We start from the raw sequence: 20,912 nt of genomic DNA on the forward strand, positions 1-20,912 counted from the left end.
ATGATCGACCACCGGCTCGGCGAAGACCACGAAGCGCTGCGCGACTCGGTGCGGACCTTCGCGCGCAAGGAGATCGCGCCCGTCATCGGCGGCTACTACGAGCGCGAGGAGTTCCCGTACCCGCTGGTGCGGACCATGGGATCGATGGGCCTGTTCGGGCTGCCCGTCGACGAGGAGCACGGCGGCATGGGCGGCGACTACTTCACGCTGTGCCTGGCGCTGGAAGAGCTCGCGCGGGTCGACTCGTCGGTGGCGATCACGCTCGAAGCGGGCGTGTCCCTCGGCACCATGCCGATCTACCGCTTCGGCACCGCCGAGCAGCAGCGGGAGTGGCTGCCCAGGCTGTGCGGAGCGGAGGTCCTCGGCGCGTTCGGGCTCACCGAACCCGGCGGTGGCTCCGACGCCGGAGCCACCCGCACCACCGCTGTGCTCGACGGCGACCAGTGGGTCCTCAACGGTTCCAAGGCGTTCATCACGAACTCCGGAACGGACATCACCGCGTTCGTCACCGTCACCGCCGTCACCGGCACCAAACCCGACGGCGGCAAGGAGATCTCCACGATCATCGTGCCCTCCGGCACGCCCGGGTTCACCGTCGCGCCCAAGTACTCCAAGGTCGGCTGGAACGCCTCCGACACTCACGAGCTGGCCTTCGACGACTGCCGCGTGCCCGCCGCGAACCTGCTCGGCGAACGCGGCCGGGGCTACGCGCAGTTCCTGTCCATCCTCAGCGAGGGCCGCATCGCCATCGCCGCGCTCGGCACCGGGCTCGCCCAGGGATGCGTGGACGAGTGCCTGCGCTACGCGGGCGAACGCGAAGCGTTCGGCCACCACATCGGCGAGTACCAGGCGATCCAGTTCAAGATCGCCGACATGGAGCTGCGCGCGTACAACGCGCGGCTCGCCTACTACGACGCCGCGTCCCGGATGCTGCGCGGCGAACCGTTCCGCAAGCAGGCCGCGCTGGCGAAGCTCACCTCGTCCAACGCCGCGATGGACAACGCCCGCGACGCCACTCAGATCTTCGGCGGCTACGGCTTCATGAACGAAACCCCCGTGGGCCGCTTCTACCGCGACGCCAAGATCCTGGAGATCGGCGAAGGAACCAGCGAGGTCCAACGCATGCTGATCGCCCGAGAACTCGGCCTGTGACCCGCGCGGCGACGTAGCCCCACAAGAAAGCAGAAGCCGTGCCCAGCGGCCGAAGGCCGTGCCTTTGCGGCGAAGCCATGCAGTGGGCGAGCGAAGCGATGCCTGCCTTGCGGCCGAAGGCCGTGCCTTTGCGGCGAAGCCGTGCAGTGGGCAAGCGAAGCGATGCCTGCCTCGCGGCCGAAGGCCGTGCCTGGATGCGCGAAGCGCATAGCCCACGTCGAAAACTCGGTCACTCGCGGGTTCTCAGCGTCCTTCTCGCGAGGACGGCTTTTTCCCTCGTGGCGGAGCCACTTGGGAAAAAGATCCCGCAGCGAGAAGGACGCTGAGGTTCCGCTGAACGACCACCCAAGCAGAACGAGCCCAGCCCCCTCAAACACCAACAAAACTGCCGGCAGAGGCGGTCGGGGGGCGCCTCTGCCGGCAGAGCCGGAGGTTTTCGGGGGGTGTAGTCGGGTTTCGGGGGTTTGGTCGGGGGTATCGGCCGCCCGTCAGGGCGCGCGGTCGGGGATCAGCGGATGCGTTCGCGCGGGACCGTGATCTCGGCGTCGGTCTCGCCGCCGTAGGCGTAGGCGTAGGGGTCGTAGCCGGGCTGCTGCCCGTAACCCGCTTCCTGCTGGGGCCAAGCGGGCGTCCCGTCGGGCTGCCCGTGCTGCACCGGGCCGCGCGGCGGTTCCGGCAGCACCGGTTCCGGTTCGGCGGCTTGCGACAGGTGCTGCATCACCCAGTCCCGAGCCAGCGCACCAGGCGAGGTGCCTTGCCGGGCCGCGAGCTCCTTGAGCTGCTCGTTGGCCATCAGCGGCAACCGCAGCTGGTGGACCTCCGCCCCGCCGAAACCACGGCCGGTGCCGGTGGTTTCGAGGTCGTCCTTCGGGGCCAGGGCCGCGAGGTACGAGTCGAGTTCGTGATCCGGCTCGTTGGCCTGCTGCTGGTTGGCGGACTTGCCCCGCTGATCCTGCTGCCGGCGTCCGGTCTTGATTCGTCCTAGAGCCACGCGCACACGATAACGGTTCTGTTGCGAAACATGGAGTGCTGTGTCCGCATTCATGGCGGCGTGTCGGACGTACCGCGCCCCCGCGGGCGGCCGGAGTGGGAGTCTCCACGGGTGAACGAGCCGCCCCCGCGCATCCGCGCGAGCGCCGCGCCGCTTCCGCTGCGTTCGGGATCGTCGCTGGTGATCGGCGTTCTCGGCGTGCTCGCCGCGCTGCTGCTGCCGTTCGCACCGGTGCTCGCCGACGAGACCACGGTGACGTGGCCGCGAGCGGGAGCCGCCCCGGAATCGACCACGGCTTTTTTTCGTGCCCTACGCGCCCGCCGAGACGCACCTCGACGTGCCGTGCCCGGTCGTGCGCGCAGGGCAACGGGAATCGGGGCCGACGACGTTGGTCGCGAGCACCCGGCCGGGCGCGCCGTCGACGGGCTTCGCGGTGCTCACCGCGGACGGTGATCTGCTGGTGCAGGTCGGTGGCAAACAAGTGCACCGCGGACCGATCCCCGCCGGTGACTGCTCGGTGCGGCTCGACGCCGCCGGCGCGGGGAGCACGTTGCGGATCGGCCCGGACACCACGGCGCTGCCCGGTGACCGGGTGCGGGAGGTCTTCGCGTTCACCACGGACCTCCCCGCGTAGCAGGCCCGCGGCCTGGCGGTGCGCGCCCGCACCAGCACCTGGTTCGAGAACTCGCCCACCGGCGCGAAGATCGCGCTGATCGGCGCGCAGCTCGCCCTCGCCGGCGCCGCGCTCACCCTGCTCGCCCGCGTCGACCGGCGCCGCAGGCCCGCGGACCGGTCCGGCGACGAGCCCCTCCCCGGCGGAAGTGCGCGAGCCGATCAGCACGTACCTGCCGACGCGGCCGGAGCCGCCGGGCGGCGTCGGCGGATCGGTTCCTGACCGCTGGACCTCGGCGTGCTCGCCACCTTGCTGATCTGGGCGGTGCTCGGCCCCCGCACCCCCGACGACGGCTTCACCGAGGGCATCGAGCGCACCGCGCTGCACTCCGGCGCGTTCACGAACTACTACCGCTGGGAGAACGGTGCCGAATCCCCGTTCACCGCGGTGCTCCTCCTCGTCGAACCGCTGATCTCCCTGCAGGCGAACCCGCTGGTGCTGCGGCTGCCGAGCCTCATCGCCGGATTCCTGACCTGGCTGCTGCCGAGCCGCGGCGCGCTGCCGGTGCTGCTGCCCGGACACGCCCGCCTCGGCCGCGTGCGCTCGCTGCTCGCCGGCGCGTTGCTGCTCTGGTGGCTGCCGTTCGACCTCGGAGTGCGCCCGGAGCCGTTCGTCGCGTTCGGCGCCACTGTCGTGCTGACCTGCGTGCTGCGCGGTACCCGGCGGGAGAACGGGCTGCTGCTGGGCTGCGGCGCGTTGGCGGCGGGACTCACCGTCGCCGTCAACCCGGTCGGCGTGACCGCGACCGCCCCGCTGCTCCTGCTGGCCCCTCGGATCTGGCGGACGCTGCGCGCCGGGGGCTCGCCGTACGGGGCGATCGCGCTGCTGGCCTGCGTCGGCGCGGTCGGGCTGGTGGCGATGTTCGCCGACCAGTCCTGGTACGGGGTCGGCCGGGCCACCGAACTGCACCGGTTCTACGGGCCGAACGTGCCGTGGTTCGAGGAGATCCGGCGCTACGAGTACCTGCTCGGCTTCGACGACGAACAAGGCGGCCTCGGCCGCCGGTGCTGATCACGCTGCCGCTGCTGGCCTGCGCGGTGCTGCTGCTCGCGGCGGGAACCGGGCGCTCACCGGACTGCGCACCGCGCACGTGGCGCCGGTGGCGTTCGCGGTGGGGCTGGGCATGTTGTGGCTGACCCCGTCGAAGTGGACGCACTACTTCGGCGCGCTCGCGGGTTTCGGCGCGCTCGCGCTGACGGTGTCGGTGGTGCTGCTGGTGGCGGCGCGCGACGAGCTCGTCGGCCTGATCGGGACCGTGCTGCTCGTGGTCGGGATCAGCGTGGCGTTCGCGGGCCGCAACGAGTGGTTCCTGCACTCGGACTTCGGGGTGCCGCACGCGGAGACCCCGTTCGCGCCGTTCGACGGCCCGCTGCCGTGGCTCGCGCTCACCGCGGTCGTGCTGCTGCTCGGCGGGCGGCGCTCGGCCGGGTGCCCGCCATGCTGGGCGTGACGGCTGTGGTGCTCGGCGTGGCGGTGCTGCTGGTGTCGTTCGTGGTCGCCCCGTTCCGGCAGTTCGGCGGCTACTCGGTCGGCGCGCAGAACATCGGGCACCTGACCGGCGGAGACTGCGGCATCGCCGACCGGTCCCGCGGCTTCGTCGAACGCGGCGGCTACCCGGAGTTCCAGACGCCGCCCGCACCGCCGGGCACCGGCAGCGCCACCTACCTGTGGGGCAGCCTCGACAGCGGTGGTGCCTCGACGGGCGAGCTCACCAGCCGCTGGTTCGCGCTGCCGCCGCCGTCGCCGGACCAGGAGGTCGCGCTGTCGGTGGCCGGGCGCACCGGCGACGGCAACCGGCTCGTCCTGGAGTTCGGCCGGGACTCGCGGCCGATCGGGCGGCGGGTGCTCGACGACTCCTGGAAGGACGACGACGAACGCCGCACCTACCCCAGCGACCGCGTCGTCGAGGACGCACCGCAAGACCGCCCCGACTGGCGGGAAGCGCAGGTCGGAGCCGCCGATGTGCCCGCGGGCGCGAACACCGCGCGCATCTTCGCCACCGACGCCACCACCGACGGCGGCGGCTGGCTCGCCACCACCGGCCCGCGGCTGCGCGACGTGGTGCCATTGCGGGCCTCGCTCGGCGGTTCGGTCTACGTGGACTGGGCGATGGTGTGGGACTTCCCGCCACGGGTCGCGGGCGGTCCGGCGCAGGCGCCGACGACGCTGCTGACCCCGCCCGGCTACCTCGGTTTCGCCGGGCCGGCCCCGTTCGTGGCTGGGAAGGCGACCGGACTCCGCTGGGCTATCCGGACGGCGCGGCGAGGTCGAGCGACTGATCGGCGCTCGCACCCCGGGGCCAGGTACCTCGGACAGCGGAGGACCCCCACGCCAGGGGGAGGAGCGCGGGGGTCGGAGGGGATCTCCACAGTCGCTGACCGGGGGTGGGTCAGCTTCACGATTGTGGCATGGCTTTCCCGTTATTGGGAGGGACAGCCGGGAAACGTTGCTACCCGTTGTTACTTGTATCGCCCAAACGCCAGCAAGCTTCACTCGAAGGTCCGCCCCCGGGCCACCGTTGGGCGAGTGGGAGTCGGCCGCCGCCCTCCGCGATCACGCGTACCCGCTCGATCCACCCGGAAAGAGCAGTCCCCGCCCGCGCTCGGGCACGAGGTGCACGAGCCCGCGCGCTCGACCGGCACGTCCGCGGCTCGTCCCGCCAGGCGCGGCGGGCTCACCCCGCGGTCGAGCGCTCGGCTCGGGCAGCGGTCTCACGAACTGCGGTGATCCCGGTTCGCCGGGCGGACCTCCCGGCGGCGGCAGGGGGTCGGCGACGGCCATCTTCCAGAGTGGACGAGACGTCCGGTTCGGCTTGGACGGTCGACGGGTCCGAAGTGGATCGAAACAGCCCGAACGATTACGCAGCGTCTCGAGCGAATCACTCTGTGGGGGGCTGCGGCTGTGTACAAGCTGTGGATAACCTGCGGCCGAAACCCGAGCCGGGGAGGCACCATGTACGGGTCGCTGGACGTACGGAAGTTCTTGTCGCAGCAGGAAGAAACCGCTAGCCGATCAGCCTCGGTGGTGCCTGCGCCGCGCAGCGGCGAGCCCTCCGGGATCACCGACGACCAGGTGCACCGAGCGAGGGTCGCGGTGGCGCGCAGTTCGGAGGACGCCGAGGACTGCCGCCTGCTGCTGGACATGCTCGGGCTTGTCCCGGACGAGGACGGCGAGCCGCCGGTCACGCAGTGAGCCGTCTCCGCAGCGCTCGGAGCCGATCACCTCGACCGGGTCGGCGCTGGTCCGGCGTGGGCGCGAGCGGTGACCGGTTCGGGCGAGCAGTTGCCCGCGCGGGTAGGTGGTGATCGGCGGCGACATCGCTGGGCACCGGCCGTGCCGGCGTCCGGGCGGCGAGTCGGTAGCGCTGGGACGAGGGCTCGACGCTGTCGAAGTAGGGCTGTCTTCCCGCGAGGGCGGGCACCCCCCGGTGGCTCGCCTCGCGGGAAGACGTCGAGCCCAGCGGCGGGCTCGGTGAAAACATACCGTGCGGTTTCTTTCGCGTTCCCTCCAGGTCACCGGTCGGTTCCAGCAAGATCACCGACGGGACACGGGAACGGCGGATGGGCACGTGCAGGGGCGGCGGGGTAACTTCGCGTGGCGTAGTTGATCATCCTTTCGTGGGCCGTGTCACCGGATCTAGTTAACGCCGAGATCTCGCGCTGAGCATGGCCGACACTCCAGCCGCCGGAGCCGTGCCATGCCCCAGCAGCGTCGGGCGCAAGTCACCCGCCGTGCCATCGTCGTCGCTGCTGCCGAGGAGTTCGACCGCGTCGGCTTCGACGCCACCCCGCTGAGCGCGATCCTCCGTCGAAGCGGCGTCACGAAGGGCGCGTTCTACTTCCACTTCCCGTCCAAGGACGCCGTCGCAGCCGCGCTCGTGCGCTTCCAGGCCCAGGTGTGGTCCAAGATCTGGCAGCGCTGGACGTCCCGAGGTCTCGATCCGCTGTCCACCGCCGTCGAACTCGTCGACGAAGTGGTCCGGATCCTGGAGCACGACGTGGTCGTCCGCGCCGGAGCCCGGCTCGCGATGCGGGACCAGGACACCGTGACCCGCTGGGAGCAGCTGCTCGCCGGCCTGCTGCGGAGTTCCGCGGAGAACGGCCTGCTGCGCCCCGAGGTCGATCCCGTGGCCGCCACCCGCGTCCTCTACGCCACGCTCGTCGGCGTCCGCGTGCTGAGCGCGAGCCGCGCGATCGGCGTGGCTCAGCAGACCGGCGAGATCTGGCGGCTCGTCCTCGGGGGCATCGCCACCGCTGACTGGTTGCGGGACAACCCCTCGGTCCCGGCCGCCGCCCCGCGTCCAAGCTGAGACCGTCGTCACAAAGATCGATTTTCGCCCCGAACCCCTCCCGGGCGGGCCCGCAGCCCTGTTTTCGCGGTGACCCCGCTCCGTCGAGCCCCGTCCGGATGAGTTGCCGGCCGAGTGAAAAAAGCTGGTCAGGTCGCTACACTCGACCGTGGCCGCGCTCGCCGGGGCGAGCGTGCGGCGAGCTCGCGCCGCTTAAGCACCCCCCGGTGCGAGGCCCTTGGAGGCGTGTCGTAAGCTTTCATCACTGCCAACGGGGCGCCCCGAAAGGGAAAAGCCGGTTGGAGGTAAGGCCGGGTCGGTGTCGAATCGGCCAAGCCCCCATCGTCTAGCGGCCTAGGACGCCGCCCTTTCAAGGCGGTAGCGCGGGTTCGAATCCCGTTGGGGGTACGCAACAACAGAACATGGCCCAGTGGCGCAGTTGGTTAGCGCGCCGCCCTGTCACGGCGGAGGTCGCGGGTTCAAGTCCCGTCTGGGTCGCCAGAGCGTTCGGTTGAGAGCCGGCCGCCATGGCCAGGTAGCTCAGTTGGTACGAGCGTCCGCCTGAAAAGCGGAAGGTCGGCGGTTCGACCCCGCCCCTGGCCACGCTCTTGAGCTGGCACAAGCAAGCCCCACCGGGTTCCGGTGGGGCTTCTTGGTCTCAGTTGGGGGTCTCAGTCGCGGCCCCAGAAGAACCCGTTGAGCTGTGAGGCCACGTCCCGCCGGATCTCGTCAGTGACGTGCATGTAGCGCTTCTTCATCGTCGGGGTCGACCAGCCCATCAGATCCATCACGGTCCGGTCGGGCACGCCGAGGATCAGCAACGTGGTCGCCGCGGTGTGACGTGCGTCGTGCAGCCGGGCCTCCCGCACCCCTGCTTCGGTCAGCAGTTCCTTCCACTCGTCGAGGTCCCGTCGCGGATCGAGCGGCTTGCCGTTGGGCTGGGTGAACATGAACCCGCCCTCGTGCCACTCGTTACCGGCTAGCTCCCGCTCGGCCTGCTGTTGCTCTTCGTGTCGCAAGAGCATGTTGAACAGCTCGTCAGGCAGCCCGATCGAGCGTCGGCCCGCCGAAGACTTCAGCTCCACCAGGACCAGGCCGCCGCCCCGGCGCTGCGGGCACCACCGGGCGTGGTCGGTGCAGTCCGCCGGGCACGGTGGCGGGCAAGCTCGGGTGTGCCGCTTGCACTGCTTCGGGCAGGGCTTGACCTTGTGGTACTTCGCGCCGCACGCGTGCGGGTCGGAGCACCCGTGCTCCCAAGTCCGGCGCTGGATGGCTTCTCGGATCTTCAGCGCTTTCCTCCGGCGGTCGAGCCGGGGCCACTTGAGGCCGAGGGCCTCGCCCTGCCGGATTCCCAGGGCGAGAGCGACGACGTACCGGACACCGTTCCGGCGCTCCAAGGCTGCCTTGAGAACCTGCTGAACCTCGTCCGGCTCCAGCGGCTCGATCTCCTCTTCCTCCACCCGGGGAGCCTTGGCGAGCGCCAACGGGTTGCGGTTGATGTAGCCGCGGCGAAGCGCCTCCCCGAACGCGGTCCGGCCGGTCCGATGCACCTGGTGAACGGTGGCTGGTTTGAACCCAGCTTGGAGGAGCTTCCGGTACAGCTTCTCGAAGTACTCCGGGTGTTCCTGGATGTGATCGAGCCGGTGGGCGCCGATGCCGGGCACCAAGTGCTTGTAGATCGCCGTGCGGTACCCGAGCAGCGTCTTGTACCGGACGGTCAGCGGTGCGATCTCCTCCACCCAATGGACCAGCAGATCCTCGACGAGCCGGAACTTTCCGTGCCGGGTCTTCGCGGGACGGCCCTCGTCCCGCGCGCGTTCGAGTCGGCTCACCTCCTCGACGACGTCTTCCTTGGCCTTGCGCTTGACGTGGGGCCGGACGGGCTTGCCGTCGTCACCGACGCCCATGCTCACTCGCCCGTGCCAGTAGCCATCCTTGCCCAGGTAGATGCTCGACCGGCCGTTGGCGTTTCGAGCCTTCTTCGGCTTGTCCGCTTTGTCGTTCATCCGGATCTCCTCAGGCTGCGCGCTGCTGGTCGGGCTGGTCCTGGACGAGTCGTGCGGCGTACTGATCGATGGCCTCCTTGGGGATGCGGCGTAGTCGGCCGATGCGGACGGAGTCGAGTTCGCCGGAGCGCACCAGGGCGTAGGTGGTGGTGCGGCCGATGCCGAGTCGTTCGGCGGCTTCCTCGACGGTGAGGAGCACACGCGCCGGGAGGGAACGGACCTCGGCTTGGGGCTCGGGCTTGTCCTCTTCGGCGAGCAGAGCGGCGAGCTTGGCGAGCGTGCTGGCGATCTCGGTGGCTCGGTCGGTCACGCTGCACCCCTTTCGTTGGTGCTGGCGGGGGTGCCCGTCCCAGACGTCCCGGTCGTCCCGAGGCTGGTCAGGCTGGGACGGCTGGCTTCGCCGGGACGCTTCGATCCGTCCCGGAGCAGGAAGGCGTCCCGCGTAGAGCTGGGCGGCGACGCTTGGGACGTCCGGGACGGCTCACCCCCGGAGGGCGAGCAGTAGCGGTTCCAGGCGTCGAGGAAGTCACTGCGGCGGTAGCCCTTGGATTGGCTGCCATCCGGGAAGCGGACGTTGCCTGAGCGGATGTCGAATTCGCCTAGGAGCCTGGCGAGCTTGGCTTGGGTGAGTCCTTGGGAGCCGTAATCCCGCCACGGTGCTTCGGGGTCGGCGTTGAGGTGGCGGATGAGTTCCGCGCTGGCGATCTCGTTGTGATCGCCGAAGCCGGTTCGGCAGTCCACCAGCAGGCGGGTGCGCAGCGTCCCTTCGTTGTCGCCCTGGGCCTCGGCGATGAGCGTCAGGGCCGCTTGTCGTGCTCGGTCCGGCCAGTCGCCGCCCGCATGGTCGGCGACGGTGATGAGCGGTTCCCAGGTATCGGCGGCGCGGTCTTCGACGGGCATCGTGGGCACCGCGCGTTCGAGCGCCGGGAGATCGCTGCGGAGCCAGTTGCCGACTCGCTCGGCGAGTTCCAGGAGAAGCGGCCGGTCACGGCGGTGCCGGTAGGGAAGTACCGATTCGCCCGGCGCTCGGCGACGCATCCGGATGATGACGGCTCGGTCTTCGATGGTGTCGGGCATAGTGCCGATTCCGGCAAGGGCGGCCATCGCGAACGTGGGGATGGATTCGACGCGGTTGGTGGCGGCGTCGTAGCGCTTGGCGGGGCGGTTGCGCTGGTGCCCGGCGTTGAGCAGTCCGCGCAGGTCTTCGTTGCCGTCGGCGTTCGGGCCGAAGATGGTGTCGGCCTCGTCGACGAGCATGGTCGGCGGGTCTTCGGTGATGGATCGGTAGACGGCGGCGGGGCTGGCGTTGACGGTCAGGAACGGGTCATGGCAAGTGGCTTCCACGACGTCGAGCAGTCGGGACTTCCCGCAGCGCTTCTCAGGCGCGCGGATCACCAGGCGGGGCGCGTGCGCCCAGGCCGGTTGTGCGTGGCTGGCGGCGATCCACAGCGTCACGGCGTTGGTGGCCTGCGGACTGGGCAGGACCACGTAGCGGGTCAGGGCCGCGTGCAGTTCGTCGAGCAGTGCGGCACCGGTTCGGGCGGGCTGGGGTGTCATCGAGCTATCTCCGATGGAGTCGGGGGCGGTCATGCGGTGCGGCCGAGTCCGAGCAGGGATTCCGGTCCGTCGTGGCTGCCGCGCTGCCAGCCACGGGATGCGTTGCGTCGGGCGGTGGCTTCTTCGAGGGGTTTGCCGGTGCGCTGGCGGCGGCGGATCGCGGCGTCCACCAGGGCGCCGATCGCGTCGTGTTCGGACCACGGCGCGGCGTCGTGCACGGCGAGGTTCGCCAGACGCCGGGCGGAGGCGTAGACGAGCCGCCAGCGCTCCCCGTCGCGGGTTTCGACCTTGTGCAGCTCGGCGTCCCAGACCCGCCGCCAGTAGCCGGGCGCATGGTCGCCGCTCGGACCGGGCGGAAGGTTGGGAGCTGTCACCGGCTCGATCACCGGAGCCGGGCGAGCGACCCGCGGCTTCAGCCACTCCGGTAGCGAGGCGATCTCGATCCCGAACGAAACCCGCTCGTAGCGGCCGAAGCGGTCTTCAGGCGGTGCGGTGATCTCGCATCCCGGTGCGACGACGTAGCCGCCGTCCGCGCGGATGTCGATCTGGTGCCCGACCCTGCCGGTTGCGTCGCTGCCAACTTCCAGCCCGTCTGGGGCGAGGAAGTACAGGTGCCGTCCTTCGCTGGGGGTCTCGACAGTCAGCGTCTCCGGCCAGATCACGCCTTCAGCCGCGGTGATGGCGTGCAGTGCTTCCAACCCGTTCGCGACGGAGGTGGGCACGTCGTGCGCGGCGGACGCGGCTGGCTTGGGCTTGCGGTCGAGGTCGAGCACAACCAACCCGGAAGGACCGGTGCTGATGCCGACGTTCGCTCGCGGAGCCCGCGACCACCAGCGCCGGATCTGACCCAGGTCCGTGCTGGCCGAGAGGTAGCCGTGGCACGGGCGATCGGTGGTCAAGCACGAGCAGTCCGCCGGGACGCACTGCTCGGCCTTGCAGCGAGTGCAGTTGCCGAACGGGCGCTTGCTGCCCGGTCGCAAGGGGAAGACGTGCAGCCCGTGGCGCGCGAGCCAGGTGGCGAGTTCGAGGGAAGTCGTCATGGTCTCCTCCTTCATGCGGCGTGGTCGGGCGGCGGCAGGTCGCGGGTGCGACGTGGTCTGCCGGTGCGCAGAGCGGGCATCCGGCGGGCGTGCTTGGCCCGGTACATGCGGCGATCGGCCGCGCCGAGCAGGTCGCCGAGCGGGGTGCCGGCTGCGGCGACGGTGAGCCCGACGCTGCCGAGCGCGGTGATCTGGTGACCGCGCACGTCGAGGGGGTCGGCGAGGGCGGCCGTGATCTCGTTTGTCCGGCGCACGGCGTCTTGGCGATTCGTACGTCCGAGGTGGATGGCGAACTCATCGCCGTGCAGCCGGACGGCTCGCTCGCCGGGTGCGGTGTTCTCCGCGAGGCGGGCGGCGACGGCGGTCAGGACGTCGTTGCCGAAGTCGTGGCCGTGGGTGTCGTTGATGACCTTGAAGCGGTCGAGGTCGATCAGCAGCACTCCCACCAGTCCCGATCGACGGGTGCGGCGGGCATGGCGCCGGAGTGCGGCCCTGTTGCCGATGCCGGTCAGTTCGTCGGTGTGCACGCGCCGGTGAAGCGCGACGGCGGTCGCGGTGGCGACTGCCGCCCAACCGGTGGTAGCCAGTGGCAAGGTGATCTCTGCGAACATCTGGTGCGCCTCCTGCGCAGGGGGTGAAGTGGTCCCGCCCGGCCGGACTCCGGCCAGAGGAAGCCGGGCGGGACCGCGGTCCTTCGTCAGCGGTTGCGGCGGTTGCTGTGGTGCAGGCGGCGGTAGGCGTTCCATGCCTTCAGCCCGATCCGGGGGCGCAGCCCGGTGGCGCGGCAGCGCGGGCAGTGGCGGATGGCCCGGATGAACGGGGAGCGGAGCTTGCCCGTGCCTCCGCAGGTCCGGCAGGCCTTGAACGGCCAGATCTTGCAGCTCGCCGCGTAACCGAGAGTGATTACCAGTAGGGCGGCGAACAGGAACGCCGTTGCCGAGTCGGTGGGGGTCATGGATGGCCTCCTGGCGGTTTTTGGCACGCGTCGGCCCAGGCGCCTCTAGGGGCTAGGGCGCTGGTGAGGAAAGAGAGAGGTGTCTAGCGGGGTCTCTAGACCTAGAGGCGGCACCGTCTAGGGCTAGAGGCCCACGCCGGGCTATCCGGCGTCACGATGACGGTTACGCTCTGCGACTTTTTCGGTGATGTCGGCGCGGGTGATGCCGATGCGGCTAGCGCCTTTGCCTTCGTCGGTGGTGCCCCAGACCTGGGCGGTGCGGATGCCGTGCCGCTTCAAGGCGGCGGTGAGGTCGGCGGCTTCCCGGTAGGTGCCGTAGACGTCGGGTCGCAGTTCGTAGAGGCGTGCGATGACTCGTTCGTTCCAGACCTTCTTCTCGGTCTCCGGCACCACGGTGAGGACGTCTTCGAGCAGCGTGTCCCGGCGGGAGTCCTGTTCGGACTGAAGCTGCTCGCCGATCGCGTGACCAGTGAGGGTTCCGGCCTGTTCGCGGAGGTTCCGGGCGTAGGCCACGACCTTCTCAGCGGCCGGACCGTCGAGCCCCGCGACCGTCCGCACGATCTGCGCCTCCGAGCCTTCGCCGACGAGGTAGCCGATGCCCTTGTCTTCCCACGCGAACGTCGTGGCCCGGACGCCTTGCTTGTACTTCGAGGTGCCCAACACCATGTCGTTCTCGGTCTGCCCCTGGACCTTCAGGCAAAACCGGGTCGACACGTTCGCGCTGATCCCGGTCGGCAGGGACTTCGCATCCGGGCGTTGGGTGGCGAGCATCAAGATGATCCCGAGTGCCGGGCCTCGCTTGACCAGGTCGGTGCAGATCGCCTCCAGCTCTTCGCCGAAATCGGGGTGCTCGAACCACACCTGGCATTCATCCACCCCGATGACGATCGGATGCAGCCGCAAGCTCTTCTTGCTGGCCAGGTCAGGCGTGACCTTGTTCTCCGGCGCCTTTCCGTTCTTCGCCAGATCGCGGATCAGCTTCGCCCGGCGACGCAGCTCATCGCGCAGTCCGCGCAGGTCAGTGACGGCCTGGTCTATCTCCTCCGGCTCGTCCCCGACGCCGTGCACGTGGGTGACGGGTTCCAGTGGATCGAGGTCGCCGGTGCCTTTCAGGTCGTAGGTGTGGAGCTCGGCCCGGGGGTCGAGGGCGGCGATGAGCAGCAGCTCGCGCAGGGCGAATGTCTTGCCCATGCGGGGAATCGCGCCGATGACCACGGAGGTGAACATCAACCGCAGATCGACCCACCGGCCGCGCTGATCGGTGCCGAACGGCTGCGACTGGAACAGATCGACCCGGTTGCCCTTGCGTAGTGCCCAGGCGGGTTGGGTGGCTTTGCGCATGTCCTGATCCCCCACCCACAGCACCAAGCGCCCGGCATGCTCGGCGTTGTCAGCCTCCGGCCACACACAGCCCAACGGGCGCCGGAGTCCGGAGGCGAGCTTGGCGCGACGCTCCATGATGTCGCCCGGTGTCACCCCCGGCGGCAGGTCGATGTCCGCACGCCACCCCTTTCCGTCGCGAGCGATCGGACGCGGGAAGCCCACTCCCGTGCCGCCCTTGCCCAAAGCCTGGTTGATCAGCGAAATGCCCAGGGATGCCAGTGCGGTTTCGACTGCGCCGGAGGTGAGCTTGGGGACCTTGGTGGACTCCACTGCCCGGCTCGCGATCGGCTTGTCAGCAGGCGCTCCCAACCAGCCCAGACCGGCGAGAGCAGCAGTGACGAAGACCCACTGCGCGATCTCCGGCAGCAGCTCCCGCACCAGGAAGATCGCTACGACGCTCGCAGCGCCGAGGCCGGTGGCGATCACAGCTCTTGCACGGACCCGACCGTCCCGCTGCTGGGACAGCTTCAGGTACTCGGCGGCGTCCTCCCGTCGAGCGGAGGCATACCGGACCGGACGTCCTTCGGCGTCGGTGACCCAGTTGAGCAAGGCGCGCAGCAACCGGAGAATCCCTTGAGGAACTCGCGCGACGATGCGCCCGAGGTAGAGCGGGCAGCGAACCGCGTGGAACCCGGCGGTGTGTCCGGAGTAGCCGAGCGCCCACCTCGCGGTGGCGCGGAACTCCTGCGGGTCCTTGGCCCAGGCGGGCAGGATCGGCAGCCGCTTCTCCGGCCGCACCAGCGGCGACCCGGTTTCGGATCTTGCCTCGGGCTGGTCGACGGACTCCGGCTCGACGATCTCGCCCTCGATCACCTCCGGGTCCGGCGCTCCCGGCTTGGCCTGCCCGGAATTGGGAGCTTCGACCCTTTCGGAGTGCAGGTGCAAGACTCGGGCGGTCTGCTGCTCGGCCTGGTCGTGGTGCTCGTCGTGGTGGTTCATCGGTTCACCTCCGTGGGGTCGGTGTGCAGCAGGTGGGTGAGGGCGGCGCCCATGCCGAGCACGGCGACGGGCAGGCAGGCGACCAGCGTGGTGATCCACCAGGGAGCTGAGGTCATGCCCGCAGCGGTCATCAGGTGGTAAGCGACCTGGCCGAGCGCACCGAGCCCGAGCGAGCCCAGCGCCGAGATCCGGGCGAACCGGCGAGCCCGCTGCGGGACGCGGCCGGAGAGCCAGACACGGAGTGCGTAGGCGGCGTAGGTCTCGACACCGATCGGGAGCGTGATCGCGGTGTTGAGTTCGAACCCGGACCAGATGCCCGGAAGCGGGTGCACGATGCCGAACCCGGTGAGTCCGCCCAGGCCGACCCAGCCGGACCAGATCGCCACGAACGCGGGCAACGCCAGCAACAACACCGGCCAACGCGGAACCGGCCTGGCGACGGTCGGCGGCTCCGGGCTCGCGATCTTGTCCACCTGCTCCGACTCGACCGGTCCGGCTTCCGCATGAGCGCTCGATCGTTCTGGCTCGACACTTCTGGCGGACCCGGACTCAGTGGGTTCCGGTTCTGGGCTCGGCTGCTCTTCGTCGCCTTCCGGGAACTGCTGAGAGGGCTCCTGGCCGGAGCTATCCGGTTCGGTCCCGGCGACCAGGTGCAGCCGGACAGGGCCCGTCTCGTCGTCCGTCGCAGCGGGCTTTCCGAGCAGCTCTAGGACCGTGTTGGCCTTCTTCGCCCCGATCCGAAGTTCCGACATCAGCCGGTTTCGTGACGGCAGCTCACCGAGGTCGACGACCAGCTGACGGGCTTGCGGGATCAGGTCGTCGATCGGCACGGGATACGCGCTCTTCACGGCGGTCATCGGGCCACCTCCCAGCCCAGTCGGGGCGCGGGGACGCGCTCGGCCAGGTAGTCAACGGCGAGGATGGCGCCGCGCAGCAGTGCCACCACGGCGAACGCGAACAGCGCGGCAGTGCGCACCAGCCCGGAGGCCAGCGACAACGCGATCAGCAGGGTGATCGGCAAAGCCACCACTCGCAGCACCCGGAACGCCACCCGCACGGACGGGCTCACGAACCTGAACAGGCGCACTAGCATCGGATTCCTCCTGGTTGATCAGGGATTGGTCGGGAGCCCCGGCCCGGCGGTTCTTGGCGGGATCGGCCGGGCCGGGGGCACCGCTAGCTGAAGGTGCAGGCGTCGCGCAGGACGGCCGCTCGGTTGCCGCTGCTCACGCGGCCTCCCCGAGGGCGGTCGGGTCCTCGACCGTGGCGGTGATGCGTCGGAGCGCGGTGTTGTCCATCCGCCGCAGGTGGCGACGTGCTCGCACCCGGTCACCGGAGCTGACGTCCGAATGTCCGCACGGCAATGCGGGGCGCTGCGGCGCTCCCAACTCTTCGGCGATCACGGATTCCCAGTGGTCCCGCACCAGAAGCCGGTCCCACTCGGGCAACGCGGCTTCGATCGAAGCCAGATCGGCAGCGCTCGGAACGTCGAGGTCAAGCTCGTGCATGACGCCTCCATGGTGTCGTTTCACGCTCATATTGGTAGTGAATTGATAGTAGTTTGTCAACGGGTTCACCAGTGATTTGGCAGTGAAGTGATCGGCTCAGCTAGGCTTGCCGCAGGTCACGACGGGCAGGAGGCCCCTTGAACGAGGACTGGCGTGCGGTCGGCCAAGCCATCGGCGAGCGGCTGGACGAACGAGGCACGACGATGACCGATCTCGCCGCGCAGGCCGAGGTCTCGCTGACGACGGTGCGCGAACTCGTGCACGTGCTGAGCACCCGCCGGCGTAACCCGCGGACGCTGAGCCGCATCTCGAAGGCCCTCGGCTGGCCGGAGGACCACTTGCAGAAGGTCTTGCGCGGCGGTGAGTCGTCCACTCCGGACGCTGGTGCCGACGACGTCCAGGCGCTCCGCGCCGAGCTGCGCGCGCTGCGGAAGCGGGTCGAGCACCTGGAAAACCGGCTGAGTTAGCTCAGGACGTTCTGCAAGAACGTCGCCATCCCGGTCACCACGGACCCGAGGAACCCCGCTAGCTGGGTCGCCAGGTTCGCGGCGCTCACCGGGTCCTGCACCACCAGCGTCAGGACCGCCAACCCCATCAGGGCGCCGAGCACCTTCGGCAGTACTCCGCCGCCATTCGAGCCGGGCATGGGGAACGTCTGCTTTGCCATTGCTGTCACCTCTCGTCGTGGTGGTCGCGGAGTGGCGGGGCTTCTGATCGCTCCCGGTTTCCGTTTCCGTTGCCATGACTCAAGAGTCCGTCGTCGGGCGCTGTTACGGCAGCGCACACGTGCGGGCGCATTGGCACAGAGAGGGGGCACACGCGACGAACCGCGTGTGCCCCCGATAGGTCGGCCCCGCATGTTTTACTACTCGGCGGAGGCACGGGATCATGACTGAGCAGGAACCGAACCGGCGTCTAGCTGCGCTGATGAGCGAAGCGGGCCTGGCGAACAAGGGCCTGGCCAAGCGCATGAGCGACTTGAGCAAGCTCGACGGTTCCGAACCGATCGCCCCGTCCCATACCAACGTCGAGAAGTGGCTCAGCGGCGCGACCAGGCGCCCGAAGGCCCGTACCTGCCACGTCCTGGTCAAGGTGCTCACCCACGTGCTCGGCCGCCCGGTCACGATGGACGACGTCGGCTACGGCGAGGTGTCCGCCGAGAACGTGGACGGCACGCTCGAATACCCGGAGACCATCAGCGACTCGATCACGTCGCTGACGCAGCTCGCTTCGTTTGAGCTGCGCTCGTCCGGACAGTCGGACAAACTGCTGGTCGTTCCGGCGGCGTGGAGTTCGCTGCTGGTCAAGTGGATGTTCGGCAGCGACGGCGAGCGCTCGCGGCCGGTGGAGCCGCGTCCGATCAGCGAGTTCGACGTCCAAGCGGTGCACGACGCGACCGCGATGTTCGCGGGCTACGACTACCGCTACGGCGGCGGTCGGCCGAAGCCGTTGGTAGCGCAGTACCTCGAAAGCGAAGTGCTCCCGCTGCTGCCGCACGTCACGCCGGACACCGAGCTGGGCCGCAGGTATTTCCAGGAGGTCGCCGCGCTGACCCGGTTGGCCGGTTGGACCTGCTACGACACCGGCCAACACGCTCTCGCTCAGCGCTACCTGCACCACGCGTTCCGCCTTGCGCGAGCGGCAGGGGACCGGGCGCTGGCCGGCCGAATCCTCGCGGGCATGAGCCACCAGGCGAACTTCCTCGGCTACTACGAGCAGGCCGTCCACCTGGCCCGCGCAGCGTCGCAGGGAGCACGTGGGCAGGCGACTCCGACAGCGATGGCGCTGTTCCACTCGATGGAGGCCCGTGCCCTCTCCTCCCAGGGCAACGAGCAGGAAGCCACCACGGCGATGCTGGAAGCCGAGAAGTCCCTCAGCGCCAGCAACCCCGAAGACGACCCGGACTGGATTCGCTACTTCGACCTCGCGGAGATGAACGCCGAGCTCGCCCACTGCTTCCGAGACCTCGACAAACCCGACCTAGCCACCGAACACGCGGTGAAGTCCATCGAGTCCTCCGAAAGCCTCTACGTCCGCAGCCTTTCTTTCTGCCGCACCGTCCTGGCCACGTCGTACCTTCAGGCCAACGAGCTTGAGCAGGCGGTGGTGGTCGCGCGCGAAGTCGTCGACACCGCCGCCGGCCTGAAATCCTATCGAGTCCACTCGTATCTCAATGAGTTTCGCAATCGCCTACATCAGCAGTCCGACACGTTTACCGTAACAGAGTTCGAAGATTACGTCACAAGTAGAATCAAGGAGTTGACGTGACTTCGCCATCCAGGAATCACGCAAGGGTCTTATTGTAGATGCATGCGCTTATCTTTGGGGATATTTTCGCATTCGTCCACAAGTCCAGCCAACTCGTTGGATATGTATACCTTTTGGCGTTTCAAGCCTCGCGTTAATTGATCGGATTTCTCGCGTAGGATAATTCCGAGAACCTTATCGACGGCACTTAGTGATCTTGCTGAGACTAGGTCGGAGTGTCGGGATGTCATCTCGATAAGTTCGGAAATCTCTGTTTTTGACTGGGTCAGTAGTGATTCAATCGTTGTAGCCATCCTGCGAAGGTCTGGAGGCAGTGTGCTTCTGTCCCAAATTTGCAGGCATGCGTCGATAACCTCATTCCTCTTGTCATAGAGAGCGTAGGCAGGCTCATCCGCAATCTTGGCAATTGTGGACACATTCTCTAGCATGTCGTCGACAACTTCGAGGAGGCCGCGAAGACGGGCATCCATCCGATTCTCAAGCCAGGAGAAGTATTCTCCTTTGTATGTTATGTCGTGAACCGATTCCTGGAGTGCATGTTGGATGTAGGTAGTTAGTTGGATCTCTGCCTTGTAAGCAGACAGCTCCGGATGTCGATCGCAGTATTCATCGGGTATACGAACTATTAGGTGAGGTTGCTTGTAGCGAAAGTCTGTAGGCTTCTCCGCACCAATATTCCGCTCCTCTACTACGGGAAATATTTTCTTGACAATTTCTGTCGCGTTTCGGACGTCAGCCGGGTGCAGGACGACGATACGTGCTGCGATCAGGTCCTCGACGTCTGACAGGCACGGGTAGTCTCCCTTTTGGATCTTTTCGTGGGCAGACTGACAATTCTTAACCCGTGCTTGAATAGCTACTGGGCGGGAGGAGCTAAGTTCGCTGGTAAGTCGTGCTTGTATGTATTGGCGACCATGGTCGAGGTCCGATTCTATCCAATCAAAGTGGCCACGAAATTCGGCCGGTACGGGAGCGTACATTATTCCCCACGAAGAACCATAGCCAGCGCTTTAGCGCGCAGGTCGCGATTAGGCTTCTTATTTGACCCCTGCACGGCGGCTAGGTGATAATTGCGGGCGCGATCCGTTTTCGCCTCCTCGATTTCATCTGTGAAAGTAGCTAGACGCTGGGCTGCAGATTGTGGTTTTGGCAGTCCCTCGCGGACAAATAGATCTGTCGCCGCCGCCCAAAGTGAATAGAAATCAGCGACATTTGTAAAGCGAGTTCCCTTGAGTGGGTAAAAGGCATTTAGCTTGTGGACGAAATCCTGTACGGAGTGAAAACGTTCTTCTGTCAACTCCTCATTTTTGATCTCCGCATCATTCGAAGCATAATAGCTATCTATATAGTCTTTCCCTTCTTGGGTGCCATCCATGGAAATGATATAAAGCTCGGATACTTGCTCAACGTCAAGCATTCTCCTTATTCGAGCTGGGGTGGATAGGCCCACCTCGGTCCAAAATCGGTGCTCGGCAAGACCCTCTACCTTTTTGACGAAAGCACCGTCGTACTTCGCATGCCGAAGTTCCTGTTTGTTAAGGCGTGCAACATTCCTGTTTAGGCGATCGAATGCCTCATTCAATTCTGCTGGCGACGTGGTCTTCAATGTTTCGACGGTAAATACATATTCAAGTATGGCCACCTTGGTTTCTTCAGGTAGCTCTGAGTAGTACATATTGGCAAATCCTAGGTCCTCAAGGCTTTCTGATGTAGGGAAAAGATCTTTCTGGAAATCAAAGAGGGCAGTGAGTCGCTGTTTTCCGTCGATGACGCGATACATTGTCAACTCGCCTGGGGATCGTTCAACTTGCAAAAAGATGCTAGGTGCCGGATAGTTTCGAATAATGGAGTCAATAAAGAACTGCTGATAGGCCGTATTCCATACGCTTCGGCGTTGATAGGGCGGGTTCAGGTCAATTCGACCAGTGGCCTTTAGGTCCATGAACCAGCTTGCGGCTTGATTGTTCGCATTGCGATTCAACCGTGTAGGATATGAAGACAATAAACTGCGCTCCTGTTAAGATTATCGCGCGCGAAATTTAGAATACTAAAGGGTTGCTATGATCTCGCGTTGTTCGAACCCGACTGCGAGGGTCTTTCATGTGGGGCTCTCCTATCTTGAGGGTGATCCGTCTCATCTCATGCTACTGTA

General features: G+C 67.4%; 24 protein-coding genes and 3 tRNA genes. 13 read left to right on the plus strand and 14 right to left on the minus strand.

What is annotated here, in order from left to right:
- On the plus strand, positions 1–1,152 hold the full coding sequence (locus OOZ19_RS00925; protein WP_266087129.1) for an acyl-CoA dehydrogenase family protein: 1,152 nt from the start codon (positions 1–3) through the stop codon (positions 1,150–1,152).
- 508 nt (positions 1,153–1,660) lie between these two features.
- Here the strand turns inward: OOZ19_RS00925 and OOZ19_RS00930 are convergent.
- Positions 1,661–2,143: a hypothetical protein gene (locus tag OOZ19_RS00930; RefSeq protein ID WP_266087131.1), complete on the minus strand. Its 483-nt coding sequence runs from the start codon at positions 2,141–2,143 to the stop codon at positions 1,661–1,663.
- A 304-nt stretch (positions 2,144–2,447) separates the two neighbouring features.
- Between OOZ19_RS00930 and OOZ19_RS00935 the strand changes: the two genes are divergently transcribed.
- The 10 genes from OOZ19_RS00935 (at position 2,448) to OOZ19_RS00980 (ending at position 7,707) form a co-directional block, all read left to right on the plus strand.
- A complete protein-coding gene (locus tag OOZ19_RS00935) occupies positions 2,448–2,777 on the plus strand; it encodes a hypothetical protein (RefSeq protein ID WP_266087133.1) in 330 nt (109 codons plus the stop codon).
- 18 nt (positions 2,778–2,795) lie between these two features.
- A complete protein-coding gene (locus tag OOZ19_RS00940; RefSeq protein ID WP_266087135.1) occupies positions 2,796–3,038 on the plus strand; it encodes a hypothetical protein in 243 nt (80 codons plus the stop codon).
- A 15-nt stretch (positions 3,039–3,053) separates the two neighbouring features.
- Positions 3,054–3,827: an arabinosyltransferase domain-containing protein gene (locus tag OOZ19_RS00945; protein WP_266087137.1), complete on the plus strand. Its 774-nt coding sequence runs from the start codon at positions 3,054–3,056 to the stop codon at positions 3,825–3,827.
- An 88-nt stretch (positions 3,828–3,915) separates the two neighbouring features.
- A complete protein-coding gene (locus OOZ19_RS00950; RefSeq protein ID WP_266087139.1) occupies positions 3,916–4,266 on the plus strand; it encodes an arabinosyltransferase domain-containing protein in 351 nt (116 codons plus the stop codon).
- Entirely contained in the window at positions 4,254–5,543 is a 1,290-nt protein-coding gene (locus tag OOZ19_RS00955) for an arabinosyltransferase C-terminal domain-containing protein (RefSeq protein ID WP_266087141.1), read from the plus strand. The genes OOZ19_RS00950 and OOZ19_RS00955 overlap by 13 nt, the downstream gene beginning before the upstream one ends.
- A 225-nt stretch (positions 5,544–5,768) precedes the next feature.
- The gene (locus OOZ19_RS00960; protein ID WP_266087143.1) at positions 5,769–6,008 is read left to right on the plus strand and encodes a hypothetical protein; all 240 of its coding nucleotides are present in this window, start codon (positions 5,769–5,771) and stop codon (positions 6,006–6,008) included.
- Positions 6,009–6,513: 505 nt separating this feature from the next.
- The gene (locus OOZ19_RS00965) at positions 6,514–7,125 is read left to right on the plus strand and encodes a ScbR family autoregulator-binding transcription factor (RefSeq protein ID WP_266087145.1); all 612 of its coding nucleotides are present in this window, start codon (positions 6,514–6,516) and stop codon (positions 7,123–7,125) included.
- Between the two features lie 314 nt (positions 7,126–7,439).
- Positions 7,440–7,512 (plus strand) — tRNA-Glu (locus OOZ19_RS00970).
- 16 nt (positions 7,513–7,528) lie between these two features.
- A tRNA-Asp gene (locus OOZ19_RS00975) sits at positions 7,529–7,605 on the plus strand.
- Positions 7,606–7,633: 28 nt separating this feature from the next.
- A tRNA-Phe gene (locus OOZ19_RS00980) sits at positions 7,634–7,707 on the plus strand.
- Between the two features lie 68 nt (positions 7,708–7,775).
- On the opposite strand, the gene OOZ19_RS00985 is transcribed toward OOZ19_RS00980, so the two are convergent.
- From OOZ19_RS00985 to OOZ19_RS01030, 10 genes are all read right to left on the minus strand, one after another.
- The gene (locus OOZ19_RS00985; protein ID WP_266087147.1) at positions 7,776–9,110 is read right to left on the minus strand and encodes a tyrosine-type recombinase/integrase; all 1,335 of its coding nucleotides are present in this window, start codon (positions 9,108–9,110) and stop codon (positions 7,776–7,778) included.
- A 10-nt stretch (positions 9,111–9,120) separates the two neighbouring features.
- The gene (locus OOZ19_RS00990; protein WP_266087150.1) at positions 9,121–9,420 is read right to left on the minus strand and encodes a helix-turn-helix domain-containing protein; all 300 of its coding nucleotides are present in this window, start codon (positions 9,418–9,420) and stop codon (positions 9,121–9,123) included.
- Complete coding sequence (locus OOZ19_RS00995) at positions 9,417–10,667, minus strand: DUF3631 domain-containing protein (protein ID WP_266087152.1); 1,251 nt, start codon at positions 10,665–10,667, stop codon at positions 9,417–9,419. Before OOZ19_RS00995 ends, OOZ19_RS00990 begins: the two co-directional genes overlap by 4 nt.
- Positions 10,668–10,696: 29 nt before the next feature.
- Positions 10,697–11,707 carry a bifunctional DNA primase/polymerase gene (locus OOZ19_RS01000; RefSeq protein ID WP_266087154.1) on the minus strand — a complete coding sequence of 337 codons (1,011 nt, stop codon included), beginning with the start codon at positions 11,705–11,707 and terminating at the stop codon, positions 10,697–10,699.
- A gap of 11 nt (positions 11,708–11,718) precedes the next feature.
- A complete protein-coding gene (locus OOZ19_RS01005) occupies positions 11,719–12,318 on the minus strand; it encodes a GGDEF domain-containing protein (protein WP_266087156.1) in 600 nt (199 codons plus the stop codon).
- A gap of 86 nt (positions 12,319–12,404) precedes the next feature.
- On the minus strand, positions 12,405–12,662 hold the full coding sequence (locus OOZ19_RS01010) for a hypothetical protein (protein ID WP_266087158.1): 258 nt from the start codon (positions 12,660–12,662) through the stop codon (positions 12,405–12,407).
- 141 nt (positions 12,663–12,803) lie between these two features.
- On the minus strand, positions 12,804–14,606 hold the full coding sequence (locus tag OOZ19_RS01015; protein WP_266087160.1) for an FtsK/SpoIIIE domain-containing protein: 1,803 nt from the start codon (positions 14,604–14,606) through the stop codon (positions 12,804–12,806).
- 374 nt (positions 14,607–14,980) lie between these two features.
- Positions 14,981–15,841 (minus strand): ABC transporter permease, encoded by an 861-nt coding sequence (locus OOZ19_RS01020; RefSeq protein ID WP_266087162.1) that lies wholly within the window; start codon positions 15,839–15,841, stop codon positions 14,981–14,983.
- Positions 15,838–16,077, minus strand: coding sequence for a hypothetical protein (locus OOZ19_RS01025; protein ID WP_266087164.1), 240 nt, complete (start codon positions 16,075–16,077; stop codon positions 15,838–15,840). The genes OOZ19_RS01020 and OOZ19_RS01025 overlap by 4 nt, the downstream gene beginning before the upstream one ends.
- A gap of 133 nt (positions 16,078–16,210) precedes the next feature.
- Positions 16,211–16,492 (minus strand): hypothetical protein, encoded by a 282-nt coding sequence (locus OOZ19_RS01030; RefSeq protein WP_266087166.1) that lies wholly within the window; start codon positions 16,490–16,492, stop codon positions 16,211–16,213.
- A 137-nt stretch (positions 16,493–16,629) separates the two neighbouring features.
- Here OOZ19_RS01030 and OOZ19_RS01035 point away from each other — a divergent pair, with 137 nt between their 5' ends.
- Positions 16,630–16,959, plus strand: a complete 330-nt coding sequence (locus OOZ19_RS01035) for a helix-turn-helix domain-containing protein (protein ID WP_266087168.1) — start codon at positions 16,630–16,632, stop codon at positions 16,957–16,959.
- Here OOZ19_RS01035 and OOZ19_RS01040 read toward each other — a convergent pair.
- Positions 16,956–17,159 (minus strand): hypothetical protein, encoded by a 204-nt coding sequence (locus tag OOZ19_RS01040; RefSeq protein ID WP_266087170.1) that lies wholly within the window; start codon positions 17,157–17,159, stop codon positions 16,956–16,958. The two genes, OOZ19_RS01035 and OOZ19_RS01040, sit on opposite strands and share 4 nt — an antisense overlap.
- A gap of 221 nt (positions 17,160–17,380) precedes the next feature.
- Here OOZ19_RS01040 and OOZ19_RS01045 point away from each other — a divergent pair, with 221 nt between their 5' ends.
- On the plus strand, positions 17,381–18,760 hold the full coding sequence (locus OOZ19_RS01045) for an NsdA family TPR-like regulatory protein (RefSeq protein ID WP_266087172.1): 1,380 nt from the start codon (positions 17,381–17,383) through the stop codon (positions 18,758–18,760).
- A 29-nt stretch (positions 18,761–18,789) separates the two neighbouring features.
- Here OOZ19_RS01045 and OOZ19_RS30060 read toward each other — a convergent pair whose 3' ends face one another.
- Together OOZ19_RS30060 and OOZ19_RS01050 are read right to left on the minus strand one after the other, a co-directional pair.
- Positions 18,790–19,740, minus strand: coding sequence for a RelA/SpoT domain-containing protein (locus OOZ19_RS30060; protein ID WP_416309374.1), 951 nt, complete (start codon positions 19,738–19,740; stop codon positions 18,790–18,792).
- Complete coding sequence (locus tag OOZ19_RS01050) at positions 19,740–20,741, minus strand: DUF262 domain-containing protein (RefSeq protein WP_266087174.1); 1,002 nt, start codon at positions 20,739–20,741, stop codon at positions 19,740–19,742. Before OOZ19_RS01050 ends, OOZ19_RS30060 begins: the two co-directional genes overlap by 1 nt.
- Positions 20,742–20,912: the final 171 nt, after the last annotated feature.

The organism is Saccharopolyspora sp. NFXS83 (assembly GCF_026241095.1).
In the GTDB taxonomy this organism is placed as follows: Bacteria; Actinomycetota; Actinomycetes; order Mycobacteriales; family Pseudonocardiaceae; genus Saccharopolyspora_C.

Bases quoted from the DNA above. Each gene is read 5' to 3' on its own strand.
- OOZ19_RS00925 (WP_266087129.1), top strand. From the start codon at position 1: ATGATCGACCACCGGCTCGGCGAAGACCACGAAGCGCTGCGCGACTCG.
- OOZ19_RS00955 (WP_266087141.1), top strand. From the start codon at position 4,254: ATGCTGGGCGTGACGGCTGTGGTGCTCGGCGTGGCGGTGCTGCTGGTG.
- OOZ19_RS00960 (WP_266087143.1), top strand. From the start codon at position 5,769: ATGTACGGGTCGCTGGACGTACGGAAGTTCTTGTCGCAGCAGGAAGAA.
- OOZ19_RS00965 (WP_266087145.1), top strand. From the start codon at position 6,514: ATGCCCCAGCAGCGTCGGGCGCAAGTCACCCGCCGTGCCATCGTCGTC.
- OOZ19_RS00985 (WP_266087147.1), bottom strand. From the start codon at position 9,110: ATGAACGACAAAGCGGACAAGCCGAAGAAGGCTCGAAACGCCAACGGC.
- OOZ19_RS00995 (WP_266087152.1), bottom strand. From the start codon at position 10,667: ATGACACCCCAGCCCGCCCGAACCGGTGCCGCACTGCTCGACGAACTG.
- OOZ19_RS01000 (WP_266087154.1), bottom strand. From the start codon at position 11,707: ATGACGACTTCCCTCGAACTCGCCACCTGGCTCGCGCGCCACGGGCTG.
- OOZ19_RS01005 (WP_266087156.1), bottom strand. From the start codon at position 12,318: ATGTTCGCAGAGATCACCTTGCCACTGGCTACCACCGGTTGGGCGGCA.
- OOZ19_RS01010 (WP_266087158.1), bottom strand. From the start codon at position 12,662: ATGACCCCCACCGACTCGGCAACGGCGTTCCTGTTCGCCGCCCTACTG.
- OOZ19_RS01020 (WP_266087162.1), bottom strand. From the start codon at position 15,841: ATGACCGCCGTGAAGAGCGCGTATCCCGTGCCGATCGACGACCTGATC.
- OOZ19_RS01025 (WP_266087164.1), bottom strand. From the start codon at position 16,077: ATGCTAGTGCGCCTGTTCAGGTTCGTGAGCCCGTCCGTGCGGGTGGCG.
- OOZ19_RS01030 (WP_266087166.1), bottom strand. From the start codon at position 16,492: ATGCACGAGCTTGACCTCGACGTTCCGAGCGCTGCCGATCTGGCTTCG.
- OOZ19_RS01040 (WP_266087170.1), bottom strand. From the start codon at position 17,159: ATGGCAAAGCAGACGTTCCCCATGCCCGGCTCGAATGGCGGCGGAGTA.
- OOZ19_RS01045 (WP_266087172.1), top strand. From the start codon at position 17,381: ATGACTGAGCAGGAACCGAACCGGCGTCTAGCTGCGCTGATGAGCGAA.
- OOZ19_RS30060 (WP_416309374.1), bottom strand. From the start codon at position 19,740: ATGTACGCTCCCGTACCGGCCGAATTTCGTGGCCACTTTGATTGGATA.